Source organism: Nakamurella sp. GG22, from assembly GCF_052976845.2.
Window position 1 is genome coordinate 191,169 of sequence record NZ_JBRIIO020000007.1, and the last position, 26,339, is coordinate 217,507.

Annotated in this window: 23 protein-coding genes; 12 read left to right on the top strand and 11 right to left on the bottom strand. The window is 68.1% G+C overall.

The features are described from left to right. Positions 1 to 20: 20 nt before the first annotated feature. The 4 genes from ftsX to ACVBEQ_RS10465 form a co-directional block, all read right to left on the bottom strand. On the bottom strand, positions 21 to 923 hold the full coding sequence (gene ftsX, locus ACVBEQ_RS10450; RefSeq protein ID WP_447153060.1) for a permease-like cell division protein FtsX: 903 nt from the start codon (positions 921 to 923) through the stop codon (positions 21 to 23). A gap of 49 nt (positions 924 to 972) precedes the next feature. Beyond that, positions 973 to 1,662 carry a cell division ATP-binding protein FtsE gene (gene ftsE / locus ACVBEQ_RS10455; protein ID WP_447153061.1) on the bottom strand — a complete coding sequence of 230 codons (690 nt, stop codon included), beginning with the start codon at positions 1,660 to 1,662 and terminating at the stop codon, positions 973 to 975. Positions 1,663 to 1,792: 130 nt separating this feature from the next. Then, a complete protein-coding gene (gene hisN / locus ACVBEQ_RS10460) occupies positions 1,793 to 2,653 on the bottom strand; it encodes a histidinol-phosphatase (protein WP_447153062.1) in 861 nt (286 codons plus the stop codon). A gap of 49 nt (positions 2,654 to 2,702) precedes the next feature. Continuing rightward, positions 2,703 to 3,602, bottom strand: a complete 900-nt coding sequence (locus ACVBEQ_RS10465) for an alpha/beta fold hydrolase (RefSeq protein WP_447153063.1) — start codon at positions 3,600 to 3,602, stop codon at positions 2,703 to 2,705. A gap of 428 nt (positions 3,603 to 4,030) precedes the next feature. Here ACVBEQ_RS10465 and ACVBEQ_RS10470 point away from each other — a divergent pair, with 428 nt between their 5' ends. The 3 genes from ACVBEQ_RS10470 (at position 4,031) to ACVBEQ_RS10480 (ending at position 7,416) form a co-directional block, all read left to right on the top strand. After that, positions 4,031 to 5,296, top strand: coding sequence for a CpaF family protein (locus tag ACVBEQ_RS10470; protein ID WP_447153064.1), 1,266 nt, complete (start codon positions 4,031 to 4,033; stop codon positions 5,294 to 5,296). Between the two features lie 364 nt (positions 5,297 to 5,660). After that, entirely contained in the window at positions 5,661 to 6,338 is a 678-nt protein-coding gene (locus ACVBEQ_RS10475) for a response regulator transcription factor (RefSeq protein ID WP_447153065.1), read from the top strand. Beyond that, positions 6,313 to 7,416 carry a sensor histidine kinase gene (locus ACVBEQ_RS10480; RefSeq protein ID WP_447153066.1) on the top strand — a complete coding sequence of 368 codons (1,104 nt, stop codon included), beginning with the start codon at positions 6,313 to 6,315 and terminating at the stop codon, positions 7,414 to 7,416. The genes ACVBEQ_RS10475 and ACVBEQ_RS10480 overlap by 26 nt, the downstream gene beginning before the upstream one ends. Before the next feature lie 73 nt (positions 7,417 to 7,489). On the opposite strand, the gene ACVBEQ_RS10485 is transcribed toward ACVBEQ_RS10480, so the two are convergent. The 7 genes from ACVBEQ_RS10485 to ddaH all read right to left on the bottom strand — a co-directional run bounded on the left by ACVBEQ_RS10485 (position 7,490) and on the right by ddaH (position 19,229). Then, positions 7,490 to 9,232 (bottom strand): copper resistance CopC/CopD family protein, encoded by a 1,743-nt coding sequence (locus tag ACVBEQ_RS10485; protein WP_447153067.1) that lies wholly within the window; start codon positions 9,230 to 9,232, stop codon positions 7,490 to 7,492. A 94-nt stretch (positions 9,233 to 9,326) separates the two neighbouring features. Further along, positions 9,327 to 14,966, bottom strand: a complete 5,640-nt coding sequence (locus ACVBEQ_RS10490) for an Ig-like domain-containing protein (RefSeq protein WP_447153068.1) — start codon at positions 14,964 to 14,966, stop codon at positions 9,327 to 9,329. Positions 14,967 to 15,358: 392 nt separating this feature from the next. Beyond that, entirely contained in the window at positions 15,359 to 16,045 is a 687-nt protein-coding gene (locus tag ACVBEQ_RS10495) for a hypothetical protein (protein ID WP_447153069.1), read from the bottom strand. Positions 16,046 to 16,138: 93 nt separating this feature from the next. Next, complete coding sequence (dhaM, locus tag ACVBEQ_RS10500; RefSeq protein ID WP_447153070.1) at positions 16,139 to 16,552, bottom strand: dihydroxyacetone kinase phosphoryl donor subunit DhaM; 414 nt, start codon at positions 16,550 to 16,552, stop codon at positions 16,139 to 16,141. Between the two features lie 87 nt (positions 16,553 to 16,639). Continuing rightward, positions 16,640 to 17,272, bottom strand: coding sequence for a dihydroxyacetone kinase subunit DhaL (gene dhaL, locus ACVBEQ_RS10505; protein ID WP_447153071.1), 633 nt, complete (start codon positions 17,270 to 17,272; stop codon positions 16,640 to 16,642). Between the two features lie 3 nt (positions 17,273 to 17,275). Further along, positions 17,276 to 18,277 (bottom strand): dihydroxyacetone kinase subunit DhaK, encoded by a 1,002-nt coding sequence (gene dhaK / locus ACVBEQ_RS10510; RefSeq protein ID WP_447153072.1) that lies wholly within the window; start codon positions 18,275 to 18,277, stop codon positions 17,276 to 17,278. Positions 18,278 to 18,446: 169 nt separating this feature from the next. Beyond that, positions 18,447 to 19,229, bottom strand: coding sequence for a dimethylargininase (gene ddaH, locus ACVBEQ_RS10515; protein WP_447153073.1), 783 nt, complete (start codon positions 19,227 to 19,229; stop codon positions 18,447 to 18,449). A gap of 137 nt (positions 19,230 to 19,366) precedes the next feature. Between ddaH and ACVBEQ_RS10520 the strand changes: the two genes are divergently transcribed. The 9 genes from ACVBEQ_RS10520 to ACVBEQ_RS10560 all read left to right on the top strand — a co-directional run. Continuing rightward, positions 19,367 to 20,236 carry a helix-turn-helix domain-containing protein gene (locus tag ACVBEQ_RS10520; RefSeq protein ID WP_447153074.1) on the top strand — a complete coding sequence of 290 codons (870 nt, stop codon included), beginning with the start codon at positions 19,367 to 19,369 and terminating at the stop codon, positions 20,234 to 20,236. A 62-nt stretch (positions 20,237 to 20,298) separates the two neighbouring features. Beyond that, positions 20,299 to 20,712: a VOC family protein gene (locus ACVBEQ_RS10525; RefSeq protein WP_447153075.1), complete on the top strand. Its 414-nt coding sequence runs from the start codon at positions 20,299 to 20,301 to the stop codon at positions 20,710 to 20,712. Between the two features lie 50 nt (positions 20,713 to 20,762). Beyond that, complete coding sequence (gene dinB, locus ACVBEQ_RS10530; protein ID WP_447153076.1) at positions 20,763 to 21,971, top strand: DNA polymerase IV; 1,209 nt, start codon at positions 20,763 to 20,765, stop codon at positions 21,969 to 21,971. Positions 21,972 to 22,018: 47 nt separating this feature from the next. Next, entirely contained in the window at positions 22,019 to 22,855 is an 837-nt protein-coding gene (locus ACVBEQ_RS10535) for an LLM class flavin-dependent oxidoreductase (RefSeq protein ID WP_447153077.1), read from the top strand. Between the two features lie 446 nt (positions 22,856 to 23,301). Next, positions 23,302 to 24,156 carry a type II secretion system F family protein gene (locus tag ACVBEQ_RS10540; RefSeq protein ID WP_447153078.1) on the top strand — a complete coding sequence of 285 codons (855 nt, stop codon included), beginning with the start codon at positions 23,302 to 23,304 and terminating at the stop codon, positions 24,154 to 24,156. Beyond that, positions 24,153 to 25,091, top strand: coding sequence for a type II secretion system F family protein (locus ACVBEQ_RS10545; RefSeq protein WP_447153079.1), 939 nt, complete (start codon positions 24,153 to 24,155; stop codon positions 25,089 to 25,091). Before ACVBEQ_RS10540 ends, ACVBEQ_RS10545 begins: the two co-directional genes overlap by 4 nt. Before the next feature lie 108 nt (positions 25,092 to 25,199). Continuing rightward, entirely contained in the window at positions 25,200 to 25,445 is a 246-nt protein-coding gene (locus ACVBEQ_RS10550) for a hypothetical protein (RefSeq protein WP_447153080.1), read from the top strand. 35 nt (positions 25,446 to 25,480) lie between these two features. Then, on the top strand, positions 25,481 to 25,876 hold the full coding sequence (locus ACVBEQ_RS10555; RefSeq protein ID WP_447153089.1) for a TadE/TadG family type IV pilus assembly protein: 396 nt from the start codon (positions 25,481 to 25,483) through the stop codon (positions 25,874 to 25,876). Continuing rightward, a partial coding sequence (locus tag ACVBEQ_RS10560; RefSeq protein ID WP_447153081.1) for a hypothetical protein occupies positions 25,873 to 26,339 on the top strand: 467 nt, incomplete at its 3' end. The genes ACVBEQ_RS10555 and ACVBEQ_RS10560, both read left to right, overlap by 4 nt.

The window sequence follows — 26,339 nt, forward strand, 5'->3', positions numbered from 1 at the left end:
TTGCACCACCAACTGGTGCGCTACAGCCGGACGTACAACCGGAGCGTCACGTACGCCGAGACGGCAGCCAGTCCGGCGCCGATCGCCAGCAGGATGGGCGACACCCACACCAGGGTCGCGCCGTCGATCTCGGGCAGGATCCCCGATCTGATCACCGGCCCGAGGGCCTGATCGACGAAGAGGAACTTGGCAGCGACCAGCCCGCCGATGGCCAGCGCCGCGCCGGCCACGCCGGCGATCACCGCCTCGAGCATGAACGGGAGTTGGGTGCGCCATCGGGAGGCACCGACGAGTCGCATGATCGCCGTCTCGGTCCGTCTGGTGTACGCGGCCACCTGCACCATGTTCGAGATGAGCAGCAGCGCGGCCAGCGCCTGGATCAGCGCGACGATGATCGTTGCGTTCCGGACGCCGTTGAGCAGGCTGAAAAGCCGGTCCAGGAAAGCACTCTGGTCGGCAACGGATTGAACACCGGGTTTTCCGTCGAATTGTTCGGCGATGACGCGGTAATTCTGTGGGTCGATAAGCTTGACATGGAAGGACGCGGACAGGGCCTCGGCAGTGCCGATCTCGAGCAGCTCCGGCTGGCCGGCGAACTGCTGCTTGTAGCGCTCGAACGCGGCTGCCTGGCTCTCGTAGTCGACGGTTTCGACGTCGGTGTTGGCCTGCAACTGCTGATTGATGTCCTGGCACGGCGACTCGCGGCAGTCCGGGTCCTGCGCCGACTGGTCGGGCGTCAGGTAGATCGTGACCTCGACCTTGTCGCCGTAGATGTCCCGCATCTGGTCGGTCATCCTGGCGATGATCAGGCCGCCGCCGAGCAGGCCGAGCGAGATCGCGGTGGTGAGCACCATGGCGATGGTCATGGTGATGTTGCGGCGAAATCCGTTCAGGACCTCGGTGACGACAAATCCGGCGCGCATGTGTTCCTCTCGTGTGCCGCCCTGGCTGATGGATGGATCGGTGTTGCGGTTACCGGCCCACCCCGTACACGCCGCGCGCTTCGTCCCTGACGACCTTGCCGAGCTGCAGTTCGATGACCCGCCGCCGCATGGAGTCGACGATGGTGTTGTCGTGTGTCGCCATCAGCACAGTGGTTCCCGTGCGGTTGATCCGTTCCAGCAGCAGCATGATGTCCGCGCTGGTGTCCGGGTCGAGGTTGCCGGTCGGCTCGTCGGCGAGCAGCAGAATCGGGCGGTTGGCGAAGGCCCGGGCGATGGCGACGCGCTGCTGCTCGCCGCCGGAGAGTTCGTGCGGCAGCCGGTTGGCCTTGCCGTCGAGCCCGACCATCTCGAGCACCTCGGGAACCGTCTGCTTGATCGACGCCCGCGAGCGGCCGATCACCTCGAGGGCGAAGCCGACGTTCTGCTCGACGGTCTTGTTGGTCAGCAACCTGAAGTCCTGGAAGACGCAACCGAGCCGGCGCCGATGGGCGGCGACCTTCGACCTGCGGAGGTGGACGAGGTCCTGGCCGTCCACCTCGACCGAACCAGAGGTGGGCACGTCCTCCCGGATCAACAGGCGCAGGAACGTCGATTTTCCAGACCCGGACGGCCCGATGACGAAGGCGAATTCGCCCTTGTCGACGTCGATCGTGACGTCGTCGAGAGCCGGCCTTGTCGAGGCCTTGTAGAACTTGGAGACGTGCGACAAATGAATCACGAAGTAGGAGTGTAAGGGCTGGGCCGTTATGCCTACGTGACCTGCGGGTCCTACGGAGTGGTCGACGTGCTCGGTGCGCCTTCGCTGCGAAGCCTTTGCCACTGTCGTCCGCCGTCCTGCGGGCGAACCGTCACCTGCCCAGCAGAGCCAGCACCGACCCATGCAGGTGGCCGTTCGTTGCCAGGGCACTGCGCGCGTTGCCGCCGGATGGCTGACCGTCGATCGACGTCAGCGAACCACCGGCCGCTGTGACGATGGGCACCAGCGCGGCGACATCCCACAGGCTCAGTTCGGGCTCCGCCGCAATGTCGACTGCCCCTTCGGCGACCAGCATGTACGAATAGAAATCGCCGTAAGCCCTTGTCCGCCAACACTTCTCGAGCAGCTCGCCGAATCCGATGTGCCGGCCGGTGAGCCGCCACTCCGCAGGGTCGGAGTAGGACAGCGACGCGTCCGCGAGGTCGCTGACACCGGACACCCGGCACTGCCTGGGCTCGTGGTCGGCGAATCGGGTCCAGGCCGGCGATCCCGCGGCGGCCCACCACCGGCGGGCCAGCGCGGGCGCGGACACCACGCCGACCACGAACTCGTCGCCGTCCAGCAGCGCGATGAGGGTTGCCCACACAGGTACGCCCCTGACGAAGTTCTTCGTCCCGTCGATCGGGTCGAGCACCCACCGCCGCCCGGCGCCCTGCGTCGCGGTCTCGCCGAACTCCTCACCGACGATGTCGTCGCCCGGACGCTCCCGCGCCAGCACCGCACGGACGGCCGTCTCCACCGCGAGGTCGGCATCCGAGACCGGGGTCAGGTCGGGCTTGGCATCCACCCGTAGGTCGGCGGCACCGAACCGCGGGAGGCTGATCGCGTCGGCCTCGTCGGCGATCCGGAGCGCCAGTGCGAGGTCGTCCGCGTACTGCTTGTCCTTGTTCTCTGACGGCTGGTCGCGGTTCTCTGACGGCTGGTCGTGGTTCTCGGTCGGCTGGTCGGGCATCGGGTCACTGTAGGAGCAGGGCGTTGTCTGCGCGGCGCTGGTCCGCCGGTCAGCGGCGCGCCTGCTCCCCCAATGCCGTGACCCCGGCGATCGCCTCGACAAACCGCGGCCAGAGCAGTTCCGGCATGTCGTGACCCATCCCGGGAAAGGTGATCAGCTCGGCGCCGGGAATGGCCTTGGCGGTGGCGATGCCGCCGGAGACGGTGATCAGGGGATCCGCCTCGCCATGCAACACGAGTGTCGGGACCGACACCGTCGCGAGGGCGGCGGTGCGGTCGGGCGAGCCGAGGATGGCGGCGAACTGCCGGGAGACGCCTGCCGGGTCGTACCGGCGGTCATAGGCCTCGCCCGCCAACCGCTCGACCCGAGCCAGATGGAACGGGTACCCGGGCGATCCGATGCGTCGCCACGTTGCGACGCTCAACGCGATTGCCTCCGACCTGCTGCTGGCGGCGCGGCGGGTGATCATGGTCCGCGCGATGTCCAGGCGCGGTCGGCCGACTCTGCGTGAACCCGTGCTCGACGAGATGGAGGTGAGGCTGCGCACCAGCGATGGGTGTCGCAGGGTCAGTGACTGGCTGATGCAGCCACCCATCGACACCCCCACGATGTGCGCTCCGCCCGGTGCCAGTTCGGTGAGCAGGGCAGCAGCGTCGTCGGCCATGTCGGGCACCAGGTAGGACGGCCGGCGGCCGAGGAAGGCTCCGACCGGCTTCCCGGGCGGTAGGTCGTCGAGATGCGTCGACAGGCCGATGTCCCGGTTGTCGAATCGGATGACGTAGTGGCCCCGGTCGGCGAGCAGTTCACAGAACTCGTCGTGCCAGGCGATCATCTGCGTCCCGAGCCCCATGACCAGCAGCACAGGCACCGCGTCACCGTCCCCGAACGTCTCGTACGCGAGGGTGATGCCATTGGCGGGCGCGGTTCTGACGCCGCTCGGGCCGGTCATGCCGCTGCGTCTGTTGTCGGTTCGTTGGAGGCGGCGGTGCGGGTGATCATGAGGAGAGTTTGACAAATACCCCGGGCGCTACGCCGATTGGGCAGTGGCTGATGTGGTCGGTCGCCGTTCAAGGCAGGACCATCGAGTTGGTGAAAACGGTCGTTGCTCAAACGAAATCAGGTCGGAAATCGCCACCTCGATGTGTGTCACCGGTGAACAGGTTGCGGGGTGAGGGCGCGTCGAACACGTCACTCCACCGTGGGCGAAGCTCTTCGCAGCGCCGGTCCGCCGTGGCATGTTCCTCGCTTCGAGTGGGGCGACAACCGTTTGCTGGCGAGGCGAATGCCGTTTGTGGACAAATCGCCCGCCCCGTCGCCTCCGGGCTATGGTGTGGCCCATTCCCGCGGGTCCGGTTTCGTCAGAGCAGGGAGTCCGCGATGGCAGCGCCGACCGCCACCGAACACATCCACGACGAGGTCCGCGAACTCATCCGGCGCCGCGGCATCGATCCCGTCGTCGATCACCGGTCGACCCGCTCGCTGATCGACGAGGTGATCGCGCATTACGAGGAACGCGTGCCGATGTCGGCACTGCCGCCCCTGCTGGACCGTCCCGGCGCGATTCGGCACGTCTTCGATTCACTCGCGGGATTCGGTCCGCTGCAACGGTTCCTGGAAGACCCGGCGGTCGAGGAGATCTGGATCAACCAACCCGGCCGGGTGTTCATCGCCCGCAACGGGCGCTCGGAACTGACCACGGTGGTGCTGTCGTCCGACGACGTGCGGGATCTGGTCGAGCGGATGCTCAAGCCCTCCGGTCGTCGGCTCGACCTCTCGTCGCCGTTCGTCGACGCACTGCTGCCGGACGGCAGTCGGCTGCATGCGGTGATCCCGGACATCACCCGCGACCACCTCAGCCTGAACATCCGCAAGTTCGTCGTGGCCGCCAACGGGCTGGACGACCTCGTCGCGCTGGGGACGATCACCGCGCACGCCGCCCGATTCCTCGAGGGCGCGGTCACGGCGGGATTGAACATCATCGTCGCCGGCGGCACCCAGGCCGGGAAGACGACGCTGCTGAACACGCTGATCAATTCCATCCCCGCCCGCGAGCGGGTGATCACCTGTGAGGAGGTCTTCGAACTCCGGCCGAACCTGCCGGACGTGGTGGCGATGCAGACCCGGCAGCCGAACCTCGAGGGGCACGGTGAGATTCGCCTACGCCGACTCGTGAAGGAGGCGTTGCGGATGCGGCCGAGCCGGATGATCGTGGGCGAGGTTCGTCAGGAGGAATCCCTCGACCTGCTGATCGCGCTGAATTCAGGTTTGCCCGGAATGTGTTCGGTGCATGCGAACTCGGCTCGGGAAGCCGTCGTCAAGCTGTGCACGCTCCCGCTGCTGGCCGGCGAGAACGTCACCGACTCGTTCGTGGTGCCCACCGTGGCCGCGTGCATCGACCTGGTGGTGCAGATCGGCGTCCAGCCGGACGGATCGCGCCGGGTCCGGGAGATCGTGGCGCTGCCCGGCCGGGTTGAGGGCGGCGTCGTCGAGACCGAGGACGTCTTCAGCTCGGTCGACGGCAAACTCGTTCGCGCGCAGGGCTTTCCGCCGCACCCCGACCGCTTCGAGCAGCACGGCATCGACCTGGCGGGTCTGCTGGCGGTCCACCGAGCGACCGAACCCTCAGTTGCCGAAAGTCAATGACCCACGACCGCTGCCGTTCGAAGGATCGATGACAGCGGACAGCCGACCCGGTCCGGATCCAGCCCGTGACTGGTCGCCCGGCCATGCCCCGCGGATGCTGTCAACTGATGCGTCACGGGTCACCGCTTTCGCTGGTGTCGCCAAGTAGCGCCCACGATTCGGGCTCATCTGGATCTGTCAGCCGGCGACAGGATCTCGTTCGAGCTAACCTGCTCCCCTTTCAGGTCACTGCTCGCGACGGCGAGTCGGCGATCGTGTTATACCTCACTGACAGTTGCCCGAACGGAGCAGTTATCTTCGAGCTTCATCACTCGTAGTAGCAATACCGGCACCACTAAATACAAGGGAAGGCACGGACGCCGACGTGGATCGCATCGTGGTCGTGGAGGACGAGCCCGTGCTGGCGCAACTTCTCGGCCGCATCCTCGGCGGGGCGGGCTACGCGGTCACGGTGGCGGGTACGGCGGCGGACGCCCTGGCAGCAATCCGCCAGGTCGATCCCGACTTGATAGTTCTCGACCTGGTGCTGCCGGACAGGCGCGGCGAGGACGTCCTCGCCGAACTGATGACATTTCGCCCCTGCAGTCGCGTCTTGGTGCTGTCTTCGATGACGCAGGTGGCAACGAGGGTCGGTGTCCTGGTCGGTGGCGCCGTTGATTTTCTGGCCAAGCCGTTCGCCAACGCAGAACTACTCGCGCGGGTCAACACCCGCATCCGGTCGCCCGCGCCATCTCAGGCATCGGCCGCGACGGTCAACCGCTACCTCCGCAGCTCAGGCGTCGAGATCGATGTCCAGCAGCGGGAAGTCGTGGCGGGCGGGCGTCGGATCCCGTTGACCCAGAGGGAATTCGTGCTGCTGTCCTACCTTCTCCAGCGAGCGCCCCAGCCTTGTACCCGTGCGGAGCTGCTGGAGCGGGTCTGGGGGACGAAGTTCGACACCGGCACGAACGTCGTCGACGTCTGCGTGCGCCGGCTGCGATGGAAACTGTCGAACGACAAAATCGAAACGGTGCGCAATGTCGGGTATCGGATCACGGCTTAAAGCAGTCCTCCTCGCCGTCTGGGCGGTATTCGCGGGAGTGAACTGCTATCTCACCTTCGCGTTGCCGGGCCAGGAAACAATTCCGTATCACCTCGTCTGGGCCAGTTTCGCGCTGCTCTACGGACTGTGCCCATGGCCCCGGCGTTCCACGCTGGTCGTCTGCGCCGTCATTACTGCAGTGACCGGCGTCGCCCTCGTCCGTCATGCCGCGTCGGGGATCATCGGCTGGGAGGAATGCAGCGAGATCGTGCTGATGAGCGGCATCATCTCGTTGCTGATCTGGCACGTGAACCGGCAGTGGGCCGCGCAGGCCCGGCTACGGGCACTGCAGGAGGCAGACCGTCAGCGCAGCGAGCAGCGCGAGATCACGGCCCGGTTCGGTTCACACGAGGTCCGGACCAGGCTGACGATAGCCAGGGGCTATGCGCAACTCATCGCCGATCAGTCGGCCGAGCCGACAGTGCGCGAGGACGCCGAACTGGTGGTGAATGAACTGGTCAAGGCGTCCACATTGGCAACCAACCTGCTCACCCTGTTTCGTGTCGTGGAGCCGTCGACTCCGGAGCCGGTCGACGTCGACAGGATGCTGACCGACATCCTGCGCCGGTGGTCGGTCACCGCCGACCGGAGCTGGAGTGCGCGGAGCGCCGTCGGCACCGTGCAGGGGGACAACGAGCGTCTCGAGGCCATGCTCGACTGCCTCCTCGAGAATGCGGTCAAGTTCACCGTTCCGGGAGACTCCATCGCCATGACGGCGGACATCCGGGGCGGCGAGCTGGTACTGACGGTCAGGGACTCCGGCGCGGGCATTCCTGCCGCCGATCTGCAGACCGTGTTCGAGATCTTCCGGACCTCGTCCACCGCCGGCGATCAGGCCGGCAGCGGGCTGGGCCTGGCCATCGTCAAGGCCATCACGCAAGCCCGTGGCGGCACAGTCTCGGTGGCCAGCACGCTCGGTCAAGGGACCACTTTCACACTCCGCTTCCCCGTACGGCTGGCGCCCGCTCCGCTCGCCGGCACCCCCTCGGCTGCGGCCGACAAGGATCCGCGCAGCGACCTGGTGGACTCCCACATCTAACGATGCGTTGTCCTGCAACAAGTCTCAGATGCGCAGCCGTCGCCGCAGCACGCTCAGCCGGGACCCGCCCGGCTCAGCCCGCGACGATCACATCGGTCACGGCCGCGGGCTGCTCAACCTCGTTGACCCGCACAGCGGCGGTGATCTTCCATTGACCCGCAACGGGTATGGCGACAACCGCGCGGTAGCTGCCCGGCTTGTCTCCTGGTTCGACCTCGGCGGCCAGAGGTCCGAGACTCAGGTTGGGCTCGGCCACACTGACCTGCGGCATCCCGAGCGGCACGATGGCAGTGCCGCCGGCATCGGTGACGTCGAAGGTGATGACGTTGACCCCCGCGGCGCCTGGGCTGAACCGGCCGGTCAGGTGGCCGGTGCCGAGGTCGGCGAGCACCGGTGTGCCGACCGGAGCCGGCACCTCGGTCACAGCCGGAGCCGGGTCAGCGACAGTGTCTGTGGCCCGCGGGTTTTGCAGGGTCAGTGCCGACGTGAGCCCGAGGACCAGCACCAGCCCGATCGCTTCGAAGCGGATGGCCAGGGCGAGCCGGGACCAGGTCCGCCCGGAGATGCCATCGCGTGCCAGGCGAGGGACGAGCCAGAACCGATTCCACGCCGCCAGGCCCCCGATCACCGCGACGAAGCTCAGCTTGACGAGCAGCAACCGGCCGTAGGTGCTGCCGACGAGGGCCGGCACCGACCCGACGACCACCACGGCGAGGACGGTCCCGGTGACGCCCAACAGCACGACGAGGCCACCGGCGAGGGTGGAGAACCGGCCCAGCACCACAGCGGCTTCGGCCGGGTCGCCCTGCCTGCGCCGGGCGCGGACCAGGTACAGCACGAGGGCGAGAAGACCACCGATCCAGACCGCTGCCGTCGCGGCGTGGACCAGATCGGCGCCCATCATCAACCATCGCGGTTCGAAGGTCCGGGTGTGACCCACTGGTAGCACCGAAAGCAGGGCGACACCGGCCCCCACCGTCCCGGTCCAGAAACCGGCCCGGCCCGGCAGGCGTGTCCGGAGCAGCATCATCGCAATCCCGGAGGCGGCGAGCACAAGAGTCAGCGCGGCTGAGTCCGACCAGCCCGGGGTGGCGACCGCCGGGTCCACCAGCGCGCCGAGAGCAAGGCCCTGCTCCCGCATCGCGGTGAGGGGCACCAGCAGGACGTAGGCGCTGACAGCGGTGATGGCGGCCACCCGGGGCAATCGTCGGCCCGCTGGCGTGGTGCGGGCGACGAAGAGGTCGAAAACCGTGAGTCCCACCAGGCCGAACAGGGCCAGGTAGCCCAGTGCGGTGAGCGCCCCGAACAGGACGACCACCGCTTCGGTGTCGGTCTCGGTGACGGTCGGGGCGGTCGCGGCAGCCCGGCCCACGGCGAAGGACAGCACCCCGGACTCGGGGTGGGAGTCGTCCGACACCACGCGCCAGGCCAGCACGTAGCTCCCCGTCGCGAGGTCGGGCGGAAGCGCGGCACGGACGGTCGCGTCGACCGCCTCGACGGGCACGATGCGCTGGCCACCGCTGCCGTCGTAGAGCTTGAAGCCGTCAGGGACGAGGACGACCGGCTCGTCGAAGGTGAATGCGATCGAACTCGGCGAGGCAGCCAGCACCGCACCCTCGCTGGGGTCGGTGGACAGCAGCTCGGCGTGCGCCGAAGCCGGTGACGCAGGCAGCGCCAGCCCGAGGGCCAGCACTGCCAGCAACAGCCCGACGAGCCGGCGGATCGGGAAACCGCAGGCCGGCAAGCCCCCGGCCCGCACGCGACCGGTCCGCACACCTGGTGCGGACCGTTGCTCGCCGGTGATCAGTCTTGGCACGATCGTTTCCCCCTGCTGCAACATCAACCGCCGACGACCGGGGCACCACCGCCGCCCGCCCCGACCCCGGGCGGCGGTGGTGCTTGAGGTGGTGCTAGTTGGCGCCGGTCGTGAACGTCCAGCTGACGGTAGTCAAGGGGTTGCCGGCTATGTCCCTGATGCCGCTGCTGAGGGTGACCGTGTACTGGGTGCTGGCCAGCAAGGTGCCGCTCGGGTTGAGCGTCGCCACACGCGAGGTGCTGTTGTAGCTGGCCACCGAGGGGAACGCCACGTTGGTCGACGTCCGCTTGATGGTGAAGTTCCCACTCGCCGCCGCCGTGGCCGGCAGACCGGTCACCGCCTCACTGAAGGTTGCGGTGATGTTCGCCGTCCGGCTGACCCGGGTGGCGTTGGGCACCGGTGTCCGGGCCGTCACTGTCGGGGCGGGACCCGTGGTGAAGCTCCACGTCGTCCTGCCGGTGACCGGGTTGCCGGCCAGGTCCGTGATCGCGCCTGACACAGACAGCGTGTAGGTGCGGTCAGCGACCAACGGTGCGTCCGGGGTCAGTGTGGCGACTCTGTTGTTGTAGACCACCTTCGAGGCGACGGTCGCCCCTCCCAGCTTCAAGGTGAAGTTGGGAGTGCTGGTCGCGGCCGTGGGCAGGCCGTTCACGGGCTCGCTGAACGTCGCCGTCAGCGGGGTCCGCGTGGTCGTGGTCCCCAGGGCAACTCCAGTGGCGCCGTTCGCCGGGCTGGTGGAGGTGACCGTCGGGCTGGGACCGGTGATGAAGCTCCAGCTCGTCGCCACCAGCGACCCACCCGAGACACTCTTGATCGCCGGGGTCAGCGAGAGCGTGTAGGGCTTGTCCGCGGTGAGCGGCGCGGCCGGTGTCAGGGTGGCCGTCCGCGTGAGCGTGTTATAGGCCACCGAAGCAGAAACCGATGTGGCGCCCTGCTTCAACATGAACGAGGTGGTGCCGACACCGGTGACGGCCTCATTGAACGTGACCGTCATTCGCGTCCGGTTCGTTGTCGTCCCGAGCGCCACCCCCGTCGCCCCAGGTGCGGGGCTCCGGTTGGTCACCGTCGGCGTGGTGGCGCCCGTCAGCACCGCAGCGGAAACGGAATCCCCCGCAGCGTTGAAGGCGATCACCCGGTAGGCCCAGGCCGTCGCCCCGCCAGTGGTGTCGGTGTAGCTGGTCACGTTCGCCAGCGCCGTGCCGATCTTGGCGTACGTGCCGACACCGGCGGCGGTGAGGGGTGCCCGTTCGATCCGGTAACCGATCTCATTCCTGGGGTTGCCCCAGTTGGTCGGATCGATCATCGACACCGGGGTGCCGTCGGTCCAACTGAGTGCTATCCCGTTGGTCGGCGTGGTGAAGGTGACCACCGGCTTGTCCGCCGGCGTTCGAGGCACCGCGAGGGTGATCGGACGCATCATGTCCATCTCCTCGTGGCTGAGGATGTGGCAGTGCCAGACGTACTCCCACCCGAAGTTCGTCATCGTGTTGACGATCGGGTCGATGGGATTACCGCCGGTGTCGGTGTTGTTGAAGCCGGCCTCTGACCCATTGGCACCTGTCGTCGTGCCCTTGGCGCCCAGCGGCATCATCGGGTTGAGCGGTCGGTTGCTATCCGGGATGGCGAACGGGAGCTTGGGCACGATCGGCCGCACCGCGACGATGGTGTCCTCGAGCGGACTCACCCGGACCGTGTCCTTCCAGCCCAGCTCGGTCGGGTCGGGCGGGATGATGATGTTGTCCCAGGTGACCCTGTTGAGCACCTGGACGTCGTTCAGGTGGAAGTGCAGCGGGTGGGTGTCCACGCCGTTGTGGGTGATCTTCCAGATCTGTGTCCCGTCGGGGGCCGCGGCCGAGACCGGGGTGACCTTCAGGGGGTCGGTGGACTTGGTGCCGTCGAGGATCTCGGTCGCCGGGTTCACGTACGGGTACAGGATGATGTTCTGCAGCAGTGGTGTGGCCCCCGGTGCCTCCAACCCGATGTTGCCGCTCATCCGTCCCCACTCGTCGAAGTTCGCCGAGTTCATCTCGTCGTGGACGGCCTTGCCTTCCAGCTTCACGCCCATCTGGGCGCCGGCCAGGGTGTCGAACTTGAATGTGTCCCCGCCCTGCTCGGCGATCCGGGCGAACCCATCGCACTTGGCGGTGGGGTTGGTGGGCGCGTTGCAGTACCCGCTACCGGCAAAGGTCTTCCCGTAGGCCTGGTTGTAGGCGGCCTGGCCGACGACGATCGGGTTCTGGCTGGACTCGAAGACCCCGGCGGGCTTGCCGGCGGCATCGAGGTGGTGGTCGAACGCCGCCATCAGTTTGCCCATCTGGTCGACCGTGGTGTTCGGCCGGTCGAAGGCAGCCGCGGGTGCGGCTGTGGAGACCTTGACCTGCATGACCGTCCGGGTGTCGGGTCCGTACCCGGGAAGGGTCGTCGGCGCGCCACCGGGGCTCAGATCTGGCCCGCCGGCGCGGTAGTCGTAGCCCGGGATCCGGCCTGGGAACGCCGCCGGGGCGTCGTTGTACAGAATCAGGGTCTTGCCGCGGTACGCTGAGAAGTCGACGATCACGTCGGCCCGTTCAGCCGGGGCGAGCAGCAACGAGTGCTGGTCCACGTTGCCGACATCGAACCGGGTCGGGTCGGTGATCCACGTCGTCTCGTGCGCGGGAACCACCGCCGGGGTCGGCAGGAAGCCGCCCTCGTTGCCGATCTGGATCCAGTCCGGTCCCTTCGGGCTCCTGGTGGTGTCCGGGGTCGGGCTGATCGAGGTATCGGTCAGCGCTGCCGTCACCTCGCTCGGCTTCAGAGCAACTTCGGTGCCGGTGGCGGGGTCGGCGACGTACCAGGACAGGTTCCAGAACCTGTCGTCGGAACCGTTGAGGATCCGGAAGCGGTAGGTCTTCGGATCCATGGTCGTGGTCGGGTAGGCGGTGCCGTTGACCAGCGGCGTGTCGTGGAACGCCTCCATGCCGACCGAGTTGTTGGGCGTGGAAGGGACCAGCGCCGGCTCGCAGAATGTTTCCACGTCCGGGTCGCAGGCGGGGTTGAAGTACGGGTTGGCCATCGGCGGGTACTTGGCGTCCTTGGCCGGCGGCCAGAACCACGGGCCGTAGAACCATCGGCCGAAGGAGCTCATCCCGCTGGGGTCGCCTGGGTTCTGCGCCGGCATGTAGACGTGCGGCTGCCAGAGGTTGCCCTCGCCGCCCCACTTCTTGGCGTCCCAGGTCGGATCGAGCTGGGCCATCCGGGTCGCGCTGGGCACGAATGTCTTGTCCTGGATGACGAGCGGGGTCCCGGAGCCGAGACCGGCGAGGGCGCCACCATCGGCCATCAAAGCCTTCTCGGCGTCATCGGTGATCATGTAGCCGGCGACCTCACCGGCGTACACGTTGAGCCTGGTGATCCCCCATGAGTGGTCGTGGTAGAACATCATCCGCGCGCTCTGCTGATTGGTGTAGAAGAAGGTCTCCGCACCGGGGCCGGGGTCCGGCATGTCGGGCACGTTGCTGACGCTGACACCCTTGGGGTAGGCGGTGTTCTCGCCGACCGGGGTGGTCCACTGGTGCGGTGTGCCGTCGCTGATCCACGGCGTGATACCGCCGTGCAGATGCAGCGTCGCGCGGTTCTCCGAATAGCACGTGGTCGGCTTCGGCGTCTCCCCGCACATCGGGTTGCGGACGCCGTCCAACGGGCTCTGCTGGTCGGCCGCCATGTCCATGGGCACGCCGTTCGGGTCCAGGGTCATCATCTTCGGGCCGGCGCCCGCGCCCATCACCGAGGTGTCGACCGGGAGGAACAGGTCTCCGCCGACGCCGGTGGGCAGCAGGTTGCGGAACAGCACGCGGACGGGCCTGTTCTTCGTGGCGACGATTGTCGGCCCGAGGTAGTGCGGCTTGTCCACACCGGTGAAGTTGGCGATGGGAGTGTCCGGCAGGGCCGGGTTGAGGTTCGCATTGCCAAGGGGGACGCTATGGCCCGGCACGACGCCGGTCGAGAGCTGGACGTACCCGCGGAGCAACGTGGGCGCTAGATCGCGGTGGAACTTCATCCGGTACTGGACGACCGCGATCTCGTAGTAGTCGGTACCGGGGTAGGTGGTGGTGTCGGGCACCGCGACCGGGATGTACTGACCGAGGTCGTTGGCCTGGCCCTCTCCGGACCCGGGCAGGGTGTCGACGAACTTCTTGATCCCCGGGGTGAGGTAGCCCGCACCGGGAGCGGTCACGGTGATGCCGGTGACCGACCCCTTGACGGCGACCCGAGCGGTCGCACTGGCTCCCTTGTCCGCCGTGCCGGTCGTGTCCTCGATGGCGACGGTGGGCGCGGCGTCATAGCCCTGACCGCCGTCGGTGACGTCGATCCGCGTCACGCCGATGGTCGCGTCGACCGCGGCGGAGGTGGTGGGCAGGTTCTTGCTGGCGTCGGTGATGGTCACCGTCGGCGCCTTGGTGTAGCCGCTGCCCGGGTCGGCGATCGTGACGCTGTTGACAATGTGGTTGGCGTCCATGGTCGCGCTGGCGGTGGCCTGTGTTCCGTCAGGCAGGTCGGGCTTGGACAGGGTGACCAGCGGTTGATCCTGGTACCCGGCGCCGCCGCTCTTGATCGTCAGGTTGTCGACCATGCCACTGGCCACGGCCTGCGCCTCGAAGCCAGGCGTCGGGTTTCCGCCGGTCAACTTGACGGTGGGAGTGCTGAAGCCGAAACCTGTCTCATTGACGTCGACGCCGGTGATCACGCCGGTCGCGATGGTCGCGGTGGCGTGCGCGACCGCGGTCGGGGTGACTCCGGCCGTGGTGATCTCCACCGTCGGCGGAACCGCATAACCGGCACCCGGGCTGGTCACGGTCACACCGGAGATGCCGCCGGTCTTCGGGTCGACGGACGCGGTCGCTTCCGCGCCCGTGCCGGGGTCGGCGACGTTCGGGGTGACGTCGGCCGAGAAGGAGTACGTGCGATCGTGGGAGAAGTCCGGGTAGCCCGGAGCGCCGAGGGTCAGGGTGCTGCCCTGGGCCGGCGGCACTGCGGTGGCCACGGTCGGATCGCCGCTGGCCGGCGTGCTCAGGGTGTCCCCGTTCGCCACCACCTCCGTGTCGAGCGGAACGCCCTGGCCATAGAAGCCGAGTACGTCACCCTTCTGAACGGCCACCGGTGAGACCGGGTAGGTCTCGACCTCACCGGTGGACACCGTCGGAGTCGGCACGGTGAGGAGGGCACTGGTGTAGACGACCGTGTACGCCCCCGCGCCGATCGGCCGCAGAACCAGGGCGTGGAACGTACCGCCGGCAGAGGTGCGCGGACTGGACCCGGCAGTGCCCTGGTTCCAGCTCTGGAAGTCGTTCAGCGTGCCCGCCGGCAGCGGCGCGTGGTCGAGCACGACCAGGACGGGCGCCACAGTGCCTTTGAGATCGGCGAAATCTGTGGCGTAGCGACGCTCGATCAACGGATTGCCGTAGGCGACCGGCGTCGGTGTTCCGACGCTGATCGTCACCATGGCGTCCGCAAGTGTCTGCGGGCTGTTCGCCCAGTTGGGGTACGGACCGAAGTAGTGCGGCACCTTGGTCTCATCGGTGGCGCTGGCGGGGACTGCGGCCTCGGCGGCATCGGGGCGAAAGATGTTGCGCATGCCCCACTTCGGGCTGATCCCGCTCACCAGCAGGGCGAGGACCACGACCAGGACGAGAGCGGCCGGCCGCGCCGAGCGACGCACCGTGGCCCGGTTGACGAGTGGGCGGGCAAAGGATCGCATGGTTCCCCCTGACGACTGGAGCGCGGGCTGCAGACTCCAACGCAGAGGCTCCCCGACCGTTGTCCGTTACGGGGGGTTTATGACAGGACTGTCATCTTGCCGCGCCGGGGCCGGGGACATCGAGGCCGGTGACATGGACGGTTGGGCGGCGGCACACTTGCTGGCGCACAGGGTTTTCGGCACGCCCTGACCGCTGGGGGCGACGCGGCCTCACCGTGGCGGAGTTGCCAGCGGTTCGACAGGAGAACCCAGCGGTTCGGCAGCGGAACACGGCGGCGACCGCACCTTGCGCCATTGCCACATGAGCAGGGGTACCCCCCGCCACAGCGCGAATGTCCCTGCAGTTGTGGCTGATGGATCCCAGCGGGACCGGGCCGGCGCCCGGCGACTGGCTACAAACCGGTCGGTGAGGTGCCCGGCAGGGTGTGGCTCCGGACGTCGGCGGCGTACTCCCGCGCCTCGGCGATGCTGTCCTCACTCGCCTGCAGGTCCTCGGTGCCCCGACGCATCTCGTTGTTCTCGAGAGCCGGACCATCCAGCTCGACCTTGTCCGACGGCTTGCGTTCACTGCCCGAGGCATTCAGATCGTCCTGCGCCTCGGCGGGATTGAGCCCTTCGACAGCGCCTGCGGCCGTTGAGGTGTCGTCCTCGTCGGGACCGGCCGCATCGGGTGCCGCCGGTGCCGCGGCGGCCGAGGCGTCGGGTGAGCCCGAGTCGCCCGGTGCATCTGCCTCAGCAACTGCGGCGGCGCGCTCGGGATGTGCTTCGGTCGCGGTGCCGGTCTGGGGCGAACCTGCCGTTTCCGAGCCGGATGTGCGAGAGGAACTTCCGACCCGGCCGGACTCGGTCGTGTCGGTGTCGGCAGCACCGGGTCCCTCGGGGACCACGTCGGCGTCCGGTGATGGCGAGGTGTCCGGGGCGACCGAGACACCCGGTGACGCGGATGACTGTTCGTCACCCGCCGCGGTCCGAGCGGTGTCCGGTTCGGTTCCGGTGTCGGGCAGAGCGTCCTCGTCGAGGGCGGAACTGGGGCCGGTGCCTGTCGAGGTGCCGTCACCCGAGGGCAGGCTGGAGGTCATCGTCGGTTCCCTTCGTTGCGGGGCCGCAGCGGCCTGTCACAACGCATTACCCACCGGCAGCGCCTCTCACACACCGCTGCGGAAGCAGACCGATCAGTCGAGTGACCGCACTCCCCCGGGTCCGTTGGCGCCCCGTGCGTCGAGCGCCCCGGCGATGACAGCCTTGAGATCACCGCCGACATGGGCGGCGATCGCGGCCGACACGGCGCCCAGCACGAACGGCGCGTCGACGATGACGACCCGCTCGGCCTGCTCCGGCTCCAGAAATTCCACCGCGGTTTCCGCGGTGAGGAAACCGCTACCGAGGTCGTAGAGCAGCACCGCTCCGTCCCCCGAATCCGCTTCGGCGATCGCGGCGGAGATCAGCTCGAACGACGTTCCGATCGAGCCGTCCTCCTGCCCACCGGCGGGCACGACCTTCACCGATGACGCCATCTGACCCGCGACGTCGGCCAGGCCCTGGGCCAATTGTTTGCTGTGCGAGACCAGGACCAGGCCAACCGTCACGTGTCACTGCCCTTCTGTTGCGGTTTCGTGCGAACTGACCGTCCGGCATGCGCTACACGCATGCATGGAGCGCCGATGCAATCGGAATCAGGCCTGCGCCGCGCCGGCGAGGGCCTGCAGCAGATAGCCGGTGCTGGTCGCGCCAGGATCCTGGTGACCCATCGACCGCTCCCCCAGGTAGCTGGCGCGCCCCTTGCGTGCCTGCAGGGGAATGGTCGCAGCCGCACCTGCTGTCGCGGCATCGGCGGCCGCCGTCAGCACCTCGCTGACGGATCCACCGCCTTCGGCCGCTGCCTTCGCCGCGTTGACGGCCGGTGTCAGCGCGTCGACCATCGTCTTGTCGCCGGATTCGGCCTTACCTCTGGCGACGACCCCGTCCCTGGCCGCCGTCAACGCGGTCGCCACGGCGGTGCCGTCCAGCTCCGAAACATCACCGAGCGATGTCGCAGCCCGCAGGAAGCCGGTGCCGAACAGCGGCCCGGCAGCCCCGCCGACGGTCGAGATCAGTGTTGTGGCAACAAGTTTGAGCACCGCCGCCGGGTTGGCCGGCTCAGCTGACTCGAGCTTGGTGAGGACCGCGGTGAAACCGCGGGCCATGTTTTCCCCGTGGTCACCGTCACCGATGTCCCGGTCCAGGTGGGTGAGTTCCACCCGGTGTTCGGCGACCGTGGCGGCGACGGCCCGAATCGCCGCCACCGTCCCCGCGGCATCACAACTCATCGATCACACGCCCCATCGCAGCGCGGCGGTGTGTACCGGCGCGTCCCAGAGTTCGGTCATCTCGTCGTCCAGCTTCAGCAGGGTGATGGACATGCCCTGCATCTCCAGCGACGTGATGTAGTTGCCGACCAGTGACCTGGTCACTTCGATCCCCCGCTCGGCGAGGAACTTCCGCGCCGAATGGTAGGCGAGGTACAGCTCGATTTGCGGGGTCCCCCCCATGCCGTTGACGAACAACAGCGTCTTGGCGCCCGATTCGAAGGGCAGGTCCTCGACGATGGAGCTGAGCATGATCGAAACGATCTCGTCAGCGGGCACGAGCTTCATCCGCTCGCGGCCGGGCTCGCCGTGGATGCCGACGCCCATCTCGATCTCGTCGTCGGCGAGCGTGAACGAGGGCTCGCCGGAGTGCGGGACGGTACAGGGGGTGAGAGCCATGCCCATCGAGCGCACCTGCGAGCTGACCCGCTCGGCGATGGCCGTGACGGCGGCGAGGTCGTCACCGCGCGCGGCCGCTCCGCCGGCGATCTTCTCCACCAGCACGGTGCCGCCGACGCCGCGGCGGCCCGCGGTCCATGTCGAGTCCTTCACAGCCACGTCGTCGGCGATGACGACCGACTTCACCTCGATGCCTTCGGCCTCCGCCAGCTCGGCGGCGGTCTCGAAGTTGAGGACGTCACCGGTGTAGTTCTTCACGATGAGCAGGACACCCGCGCCGCCGCTGACCGCCTGGGTCGCCGCGATGACCTGATCGGGCGTCGGCGAGGTGAACACGGGTCCCGGTACGGCGGCGGCCAGCATGCCTTCGCCGACGAACCCGCCGTGAAGTGGTTCGTGGCCGCTTCCGCCGCCGGACACGATCGCCACCTTGCCGGCCACCGGCGCGTCGGCCCGCGCGATGAACGCCGGCTCGAGCTGCACGGTGATGAGGTCGGCATGCGCCTCGGCCATGCCCTGCAGGGCCTCCGACGTCACGGTGGTGGGATCGTTGATGATCTTCTTCACGACTGTCCTCTCGACGCTGATGGGAACGGGTTCAGGAGTTGACCAGCCGACGTCCGGCCGGGTCGGCACGCTGCCCCTGTCGATCTTGCACCCCACTGTCCGACTCGGCACGGCCAACAAATGTCCGAGTTGGCAGGCTCTTCGATTCGACGATTTCCGGCCGTCGCCGTCAGCGGGACGCGGGCTCCTGACGCAACCGCACGGACAGGCAGGTCACGCATCCCTCCAGTTTCTCGAACTCGGAAATGTCCACGACGACCGGCGTGAAGCCGAGGTCGGCGATCAATTCCGCGGACCTCGGTGCGGACGCCGCCATCAGCAATCTGCCACCTCCCAGATCGACCACGTGGGACCCGCCCTCTTCCGGCATCGGACGGAAGTGTGGCCAGAACCCCGGGTCGTCGACCAGTGGCGGGTAGCCGACGATCGTGCCGTCGGGCAGCGCGGTGACGGCGGATTTCAGGTGGAGCACCTTGTTCACCGGCACGGCGACGACCGTGAAACCCAGAGGCGCACAGATCGCCCGCATCGACGCGATGCCGCCGGCGCTGGTCCGCAGGGTTCGTCCGACATACACCGTCGTGCCCACCTTCAGCACGTCCCCGCCGTCCATCGTGCCGCCGGTGATCCGCTCGACGCGGTAGCCCAAAGACCCCAGAGTCGTTGCGGTGCCGTCAATCTCAGGCTTGCGCTGATCTGCGCCGGGATTGGTCAGCACCGCCGTATCGCCGACCATGACGACCGTGTCCTCGACGAAGACACCGTCCGGACACTCCTCGACCGCGGGTACCTCGACGGCTTCCCAGCCAGCCCCGGTCATTGCGTCGACGTAGCCGTGCCACTGCTCCTCGGCGAGCACGGGTTCGACCGCGACGCGCTCGAGATGGGTGATCAAACCTTGCGCGAGCCGGGATGACGGTCGGCGGACGAGGGCGCGAAGAGCGGTTGACACGGGCAGCTCCGGCTGGCGAACGAATGTGAGTGACTGTTCGGGCGAAACCTACCTGGCGCCGCCGACAGGCGGGTTCCGCGGACCTCCCGGGCCGGGAAGTACTCGTCCGCGGGGCGTGACGCGCCTAGCGTGGACGGATGGCCCCGACCGACACCGGACGAATTGCGGCGCTGAGTCCGCCGCCGATGGCATCCCGGGCGGTCCCGTCGATGGTGGGTTACTGCGCGCCACCGGTGCCCGGTGTGCACCGCGGCCTGCCGAGTCCCTATCTGACGGTGGTGTTCCCGCTGTCCGGCGAGCTCCGGATCGATGTACCGGACGCCGGTGGCCACCGCACCGGACGGTTCGCCATCCCGGTCGGTGGTCTGCACACCGAGCCGGTGCTGCTGCCACAGCCGGACCTCGGCGACCGGGACCGCGACGTCCAGCGCGGCGTCCAGCTGGCGGTGCACCCGTTCGCCGCGCGGGCACTTCTCGGGCTGCCCGCGGCGGAACTCGGCACAGATGTCGTCGAGCTGGCTGACGTACTCGATGCCGACGAGGCCCGCGTCGCGGACCTGACCGGCGAAACCTCGGGCGCTATAGCCGTGCAGGGCATCAACGACTGGATCGACCGTCGCCTGACATTGGCCCCCCGGCACCGGATCGCACCGGAACTGCTCCGGGCGTGGCACCTCATCGTCGAGTCGGGCGGTCGCCGCCGCGTCGCCGACGTCGCGCGCGACGTCGGCTGGTCCCGCCGCCATCTGACCGTCCAACTGCGTACCGAGATCGGCATCGGCGCCAAGGATCTGGCCCGGCTGGCCCGGTTTCACAGGGCGAGATCGCTGCTGCTGCAGTCCCACCCGCCGCTGGCCGACCTCGCGACGATCTGCGGGTACGCCGACCAGGCGCACCTCACCGCCGAGTGGCGGCGGTTCGCCGGCTGCACCCCAGGCCAGTGGATCGCCGAGGAACTCCCGGGTCTGGCGGAACATGCGTCGTCCCGCCGGACCTTCGCCGAATGATCACGGTCAACCAGGTCCGATTTTTCCAAGACGGCGACCGCTGATTCCAGCATCCTGGGCACATGACGACAACGATCAGAACCCACCCCGGCGTCTGGCCCACTCTTTCCTACCGCGACGGCGAAGCCGCCCTCCGCTTCCTCGTCGACATCATCGGCTTCACCGAGGTCGTCGTGATGCGCGGGGATCACCGTCCGATCGAGCATGCGGAGTTGGCGTGGCCGGACGGCGGCGGCGTGATGTTCGGCAGCGAGCCGACCGACGAGCGCTGGTCCGGTCGCGCCGGCGGCCCCGGCACAGCCACGGTGTACCTCTCCACGGACGACATCGACGCCTTCGCCGGCCGTGTTGGCGGCGCGGGCTGGGAGGTGCTGCGGCCGCTCGCCGACACCAGTTACGGAAGCAGGGAGTTCGCCTTCCTCGACCCGGAGGGCAACGCCTGGAGCGTGGGAACGTACCGCGGCGCCGCCGGCTGAGCGAACATACGGACCGAAGGGTCGCATCTCACTGCCAATGATGCGAACATGTGTTCGTGGGCGCCGTCGTTGCGGGGACAGAAGCGACGATTCTGCATGCCGACCTGGACGCCTTCTTCGCCTCGGTCGAGCAGCGGGACAACCCCCGACTTCGCGGCAAGCCCGTCATCGTGGGCGGCGGGGTCGTGCTCGCGGCCAGTTACGAGGCGAAGGCGCGCGGGGTGAAGGGAGCGATGGGCGGAAGGCGTGCGCTGGGCCTCTGCCCGGACGCGATCGTTGTCCCGCCCAGGATGGCTGCCTACTCCCGGGCCAGTAAGGACGTCTTCGAGGTGTTCCGGCGGACCACCCCGCTGGTCGAGGGGCTGTCCATCGATGAGGCGTTCCTGGATGTCGGTGGGCTGGCGCGGGTGTCCGGCTCCCCCGCTGACATTGCCGCGAAACTTCGTCGCGACGTGCTCGAATCGGTGGGCCTGCCGATCACCGTCGGCGTCGCCCGAACCAAGTTCCTGGCGAAGGTCGCGAGCGGGGTCGCGAAACCGGACGGCCTGCTGGTCGTCCAGCCGTCGGAGGAACTGGCCTTCCTGCACCCGTTGCCCGTCCAACGGCTGTGGGGCGTCGGCCCGAAGAGCACCGCCAAGCTGCACGAGCTGGGCATCTTCACCGTCGGTCAGGTCGCCGGCCTGGGCGAGGCCGGATTGGTGTCCATCCTCGGGCAGGCGTCCGGTCGGCACCTGAATGCGTTGGCCCACAACCGGGACCCGCGCCGGGTGCGCGTCGGGCGTCGTCGCGGATCGATCGGATCGCAGCACGCGATGGGTCGTGCGCGGCACCTGCCCGGCGATATCGACGCGGTAGTGGTGGGTCTGGTCGACCGGGTGACCAGGCGGATGCGCAGCGCCGACCGCGTCGGAAGGACGGTCGTCCTGCGGCTGCGGTTCGACGACTTCAGCAGGGTGAGTCGGTCCCGCACCCTGGCGCGGGCGACCGCCGAGACGGCCGTCGTCCTGAACGCCGTCCGTGGACTGTTGGCCGCCGCGATGCCACTGATCCGGGAACGGGGCCTGACGTTGGTCGGGATCGCCGTCGGCAATCTCGATGACGAATCGCTCCAGATGGAGCTGCCATTCGACGACGATCCGGGTGCAGCCCTCGACGCGGCGCTGGACGGGGTCCGCGAGCGCTTCGGGTCCTCGGCGGTCACCCGGGCGGTGCTGCTGCACCGCAACACCGGCTTCTCGATGCCGACGCTGCCCGACTGATTGTGCGCTCGGGTGTCATTGTCGGTGGCTCGTGCCATGGTGCCTGTATGACGAGTCTGCGAACCGGCGTTGTCATCAGTGCGGCCACTCCCAAGGAGTTCGTCGACCTTGCGGTGGCGGCCGAGAATGCAGGGTGGGACGCGATCTTCGCCTGGGAGGCCCTCTGGTCGACCGACGCCTGGGTGATCCTGACCGCCGCGGCGATGCGCACCGAACGGATCCGGCTGGGCACGCTGCTCACCCCGCTCCCGCGGATCAAGGCGTACGAGTTGGCGGCCCGGGCAGCGACACTGGACGACCTGTCCGGCGGTCGGGTTCAACTCGCCGTCGGACTGGGGGCGCCGCACGACGGCTGGCTGGCCTTCGAACCGGCGGAGGAGCGCAAAATCCGCGCGGAGAAGCTGGATGAGGGTCTCGCGGTGTACGACGGGCTGATGCGCGGTCAGCCGTTCTCGCTCGACGGCAAGCACTATCAGGTCAGGCCGACGGACTTCCCTCCCCCGCCCGCGCCGGTGCAGCAACCCCGGGTGCCGGTCTGGGTCGTCGGCGCGCATCCCTCCGTCAAGTCACTCGGGCGCGCCGCGCGCTGGGACGGGCTGCTTCCGACCAAGGTCGGTCGCGGGGTGGAGACACCGTTCACCCCGGAGGACCTGGCGGACGTGGTGGCCGGGATCCGGCCGCTCCGGGAGGCCGCCGGTCTGGACTGGGACAGCTTCGACGTGGTCGCGGAGAGCGTGAGCGAGCCGGGCAGCGCGGGCGACGCGAAGGCCCGCGAGTGGGTGGACGCCGGCGCCACCTGGTGGGTCGAGTCGGACTGGTCGATGGGCGAGGACGCAGCGCAGGTGCACCGCCGGCGGATCGACGCGGGGCCACCGTCGCCGTGATCGGCGGTTCGCCCGTCCCCGGCGAGATCGCGGGACGATCGCGTCCGCGTGGAGGAAAGCTGGTGGGACTCTCAAACGACGCGCAAATGGAAACGCCTGACCCTGTCGTGGCTTTCTTGGGGAGCCCGATCTTCAAGGTGCGAATATCGTCCTTCGCAACGAGGTATTGATTGATCAAGCCGATTCTGATCACCCTGTTGCCGGTATACAACCAGGTGCGATGACGACTGTCGCGGCCCAAGGCCTGCTCCGCCAGCCGACCTTTCAGGACAACGGTTTTCAATGGTGCGACGCTTGTGCACTGCGACGGCTGTCACATGACAGATGGTGACATGGCTGGCCGATGAGGGTTATCCACATTACTGACGGTAAGGAACGCCCCGAATCCGCTCGATGAGCTACCGTCTGCCGAATCGCAGGACAGCCATGCAAAAAGGGGACGGACCATGGGAGCGTTTCTTGGTCTGCTCGCCGGACTCGGGCTATTACTCATCTGGAACGGCGCCACCGCCCGACCAACGGCACCGCGGCCCCGACCGCGCGCGGAACGAACCCGGGAGCACCTCATCCAGGCTGGCCTGCCCGGCGTGACGCCTGCCCAACTGATCGCCCTGCAAGTGCTTGCGGCCCTGTTCGTCGCGGTTGTCGGGGTGGTCGTGACCCAATCGATCAGCGTGACGGCGATCTTCGCGGTGTTCGCCGCGTCCGTCCCGCGACTGATCGTCGCTCGGCTCAGACACAAGCGGCAGGCGGACCTCCGTGAACTGTGGCCCGAGGTGGTGGACAACCTCACCTCCGGGGTGCGTGCCGGACTGTCGCTGCCCGAGGCGCTGTCATCGATCGGTGTTCGTGGCCCTGAGCAGCTTCGAGACCCGTTCAAGCAATTCGGTTCCGACTACCGCACCACCGGGCGGTTCAACGAATCACTGGATCGGCTCAAAGACGCCCTCGCCGACCCGGTGGGAGACCGCGTCTGCGAGTCGCTGCGCGTCGCACGGGAGGTCGGCGGCACTGATCTCGGGCGCTTGCTGTCCACGTTGTCCGGGTTCCTCCGCGATGACGCCCGCACCCGCGCCGAACTCCTTGCGCGCCAGTCCTGGTCGGTGAACGCCGCCAGGATGGCGGTCGCCGCCCCGTGGCTGGTGCTGGTGCTGCTGGCCACCCAGCGCGAAACCCTCGAGGCCTACGACACTCCGACCGGCGCGCTCATCTTGGCCGTCGGTGCTGCACTGTCGTTCATCGCGTATCGGTTGATGATCAGAATCGGCCGACTGCCCGAGGATCGACGGGTTTTGCGATGAACGGCACCGCTGTGGGTGCACTACTCGGCGGCCTGGCCGGCGCGGGCCTCCTGATGGTCATCCTCGCCTCACCGCCGCTGCGCCGGACGACCATGTCCGATCGCATCGCTCCCTACCTCACGGATACGGCCCGCCCTTCACGACTGCTGACCGCCGGTACCAGCGGCGGTACTGCGACAGCGCTGGGCCGGTTGACCGCACCCCTGGTTCGCGACGCAGTCAAGGTCATCGACAGAATTCTCGGCGGACGCGCATCGGTGGAACGTCGGCTCACCGGGCTCGGGTCACCCTTGACCGTCGACCAATTCCGCATCGAGCAGGTGCTGTGGGGAGGTATCGGAGCCGCCGCGGGCGCCGGGTTGGGGCTGCTGGCGGTCGTCCTCGGGCAGTCGAACCCGGTGATCCTTGTTCTGCTCATCGTCGCCTGCGCCGTTGGCGGGGTTCTCGGACGCGACTGGTGGCTGAGCGAGGCCGTCAGCAAGCGCGACGCCGAGATCATCGCCGAGTTCCCGGTGGTCGCGGAGATGCTGGCTCTCGCTGTCACCGCGGGCGAGGGACCGATGAGCGCCATCGACCGCATCACCAAGTTGGCTCAGGGCCCCCTCGTCCAGCAACTGGCCGGGGTTCTTGCCGAGACGCGTTCCGGAACGCCGTTTCTCACCGCGATCACCCACCTCCGCGACCAGACGCGACTGGAGCCGCTGTCCCGGTTCCTCGACGGCATGGCAGTTGCGATCGAGCGAGGCACGCCGCTGGCCGATGTCCTGCGTGCGCAGGCAGCCGACGTCCGAGCGCTCGGCAAGCGAGAACTGCTCGAGTCGGGCGGCCGCAAGGAGATCGCGATGATGGTTCCCGTTGTGTTCATCGTTCTGCCGATCACCATCCTGTTCGCCCTCTACCCCGGACTTCTCGCGATCAGTTCGGTCGCGCAGTGATCCGCGCGAGGGGCGAACCCCGCGGGCTGATACCGACCGAATTGCCATTCCCCACAACAACAATCACCACCGCGCTGCCGTTGCAGGCGGTCGACCCAGGAGGCCCCGATGAGGACCAGAACCAACGCAGCACAGGCATGGGTGGTGGCCGCGACCCTGCATCTCGTTGCCCGGCTACAGAGCCCAGGCAGCAGAGACGGGAACCCAGAGGAGCACGACCGCGGCGACGTCCCGGGCTGGGTGATGATCACGGTCATGACAGCCATCGTCGTGATCGCGCTGCTGGCAGTCTTCCGCGAGCAGGTCGTCACCGCGGTACAGAACGCCTTCCAATCGGTGTCCGGCGCAGGCTGAGTGCTGCTGACGGGGGGCAGCTCGCGGCGGCGAGTCTGCATCGGCGCGACGACCCCGGCTCGGACCGAGGCTCGGCGGTCGCGGAGTTTGCGCTCGTCCTTGTCCTGCTGCTCATGCTGTTCCTGGCACTGATCTCGGTTGGCCTGTGGGCATACACCCGAACCTTGCTGACGTCCGCGGCAGCCGATGCGGCGCGGCAGGCTGCCAACTATGACGGCTCCGGCGTTGTTGCGACAGCGCAGGTCTCGGCGCTGATGGACTCGGGAGTGACTGGGTCGACACGATCAACGCTCAGTTGCACCTCCGGCGCGCAGGGACTGCTGGTCCGGGTGGACTGCACGATGCAGGCTCCCGGGATCATCGCGCTGCTGGACGGAATCATGCCGACCATCGAGGTCACCGGGCATTCGGCCAGAGAGTCGATCGGATGAGCTCCTTGCGAACCCGGCCGCTACTGGAGTCGCCCCCGCTGTTCGTCCTGGCAGGAGAGCCGAACCCGGTCAAGAAAGCATCGGGATCGGCCGATCCCGAGTCGGGCCGCGCGCTCATCGAGGTGGTCTTTCTTGCCGTCCTGCTTCTGGTCCCGACGGTCTACATCCTGGCTTCGGTCATCAGGATCCAGGCAGCGACCTTCGCTGTCGCTCAGGGGGCGCGCGATGCGGGACGGGTGATGGATTCAGCGCCGACCGTTCCGGTCGCTGTCGCTCGAGCGGAGGAGATCGCCCGGCTCGCGCTGGTCGATCAACGAGTGCCCGACGACGGCATGGACGTTCGTTTCGTCGCAACGGGAAGTGACTGCGTTTCGGGCGCCGAACTCGCGCCGACCCTTCGACCAGGGGATGTGTACGACGTCTGCGTGGTCGCTCTGGTCACTTTTCCGGGTGTCCCGTCCGT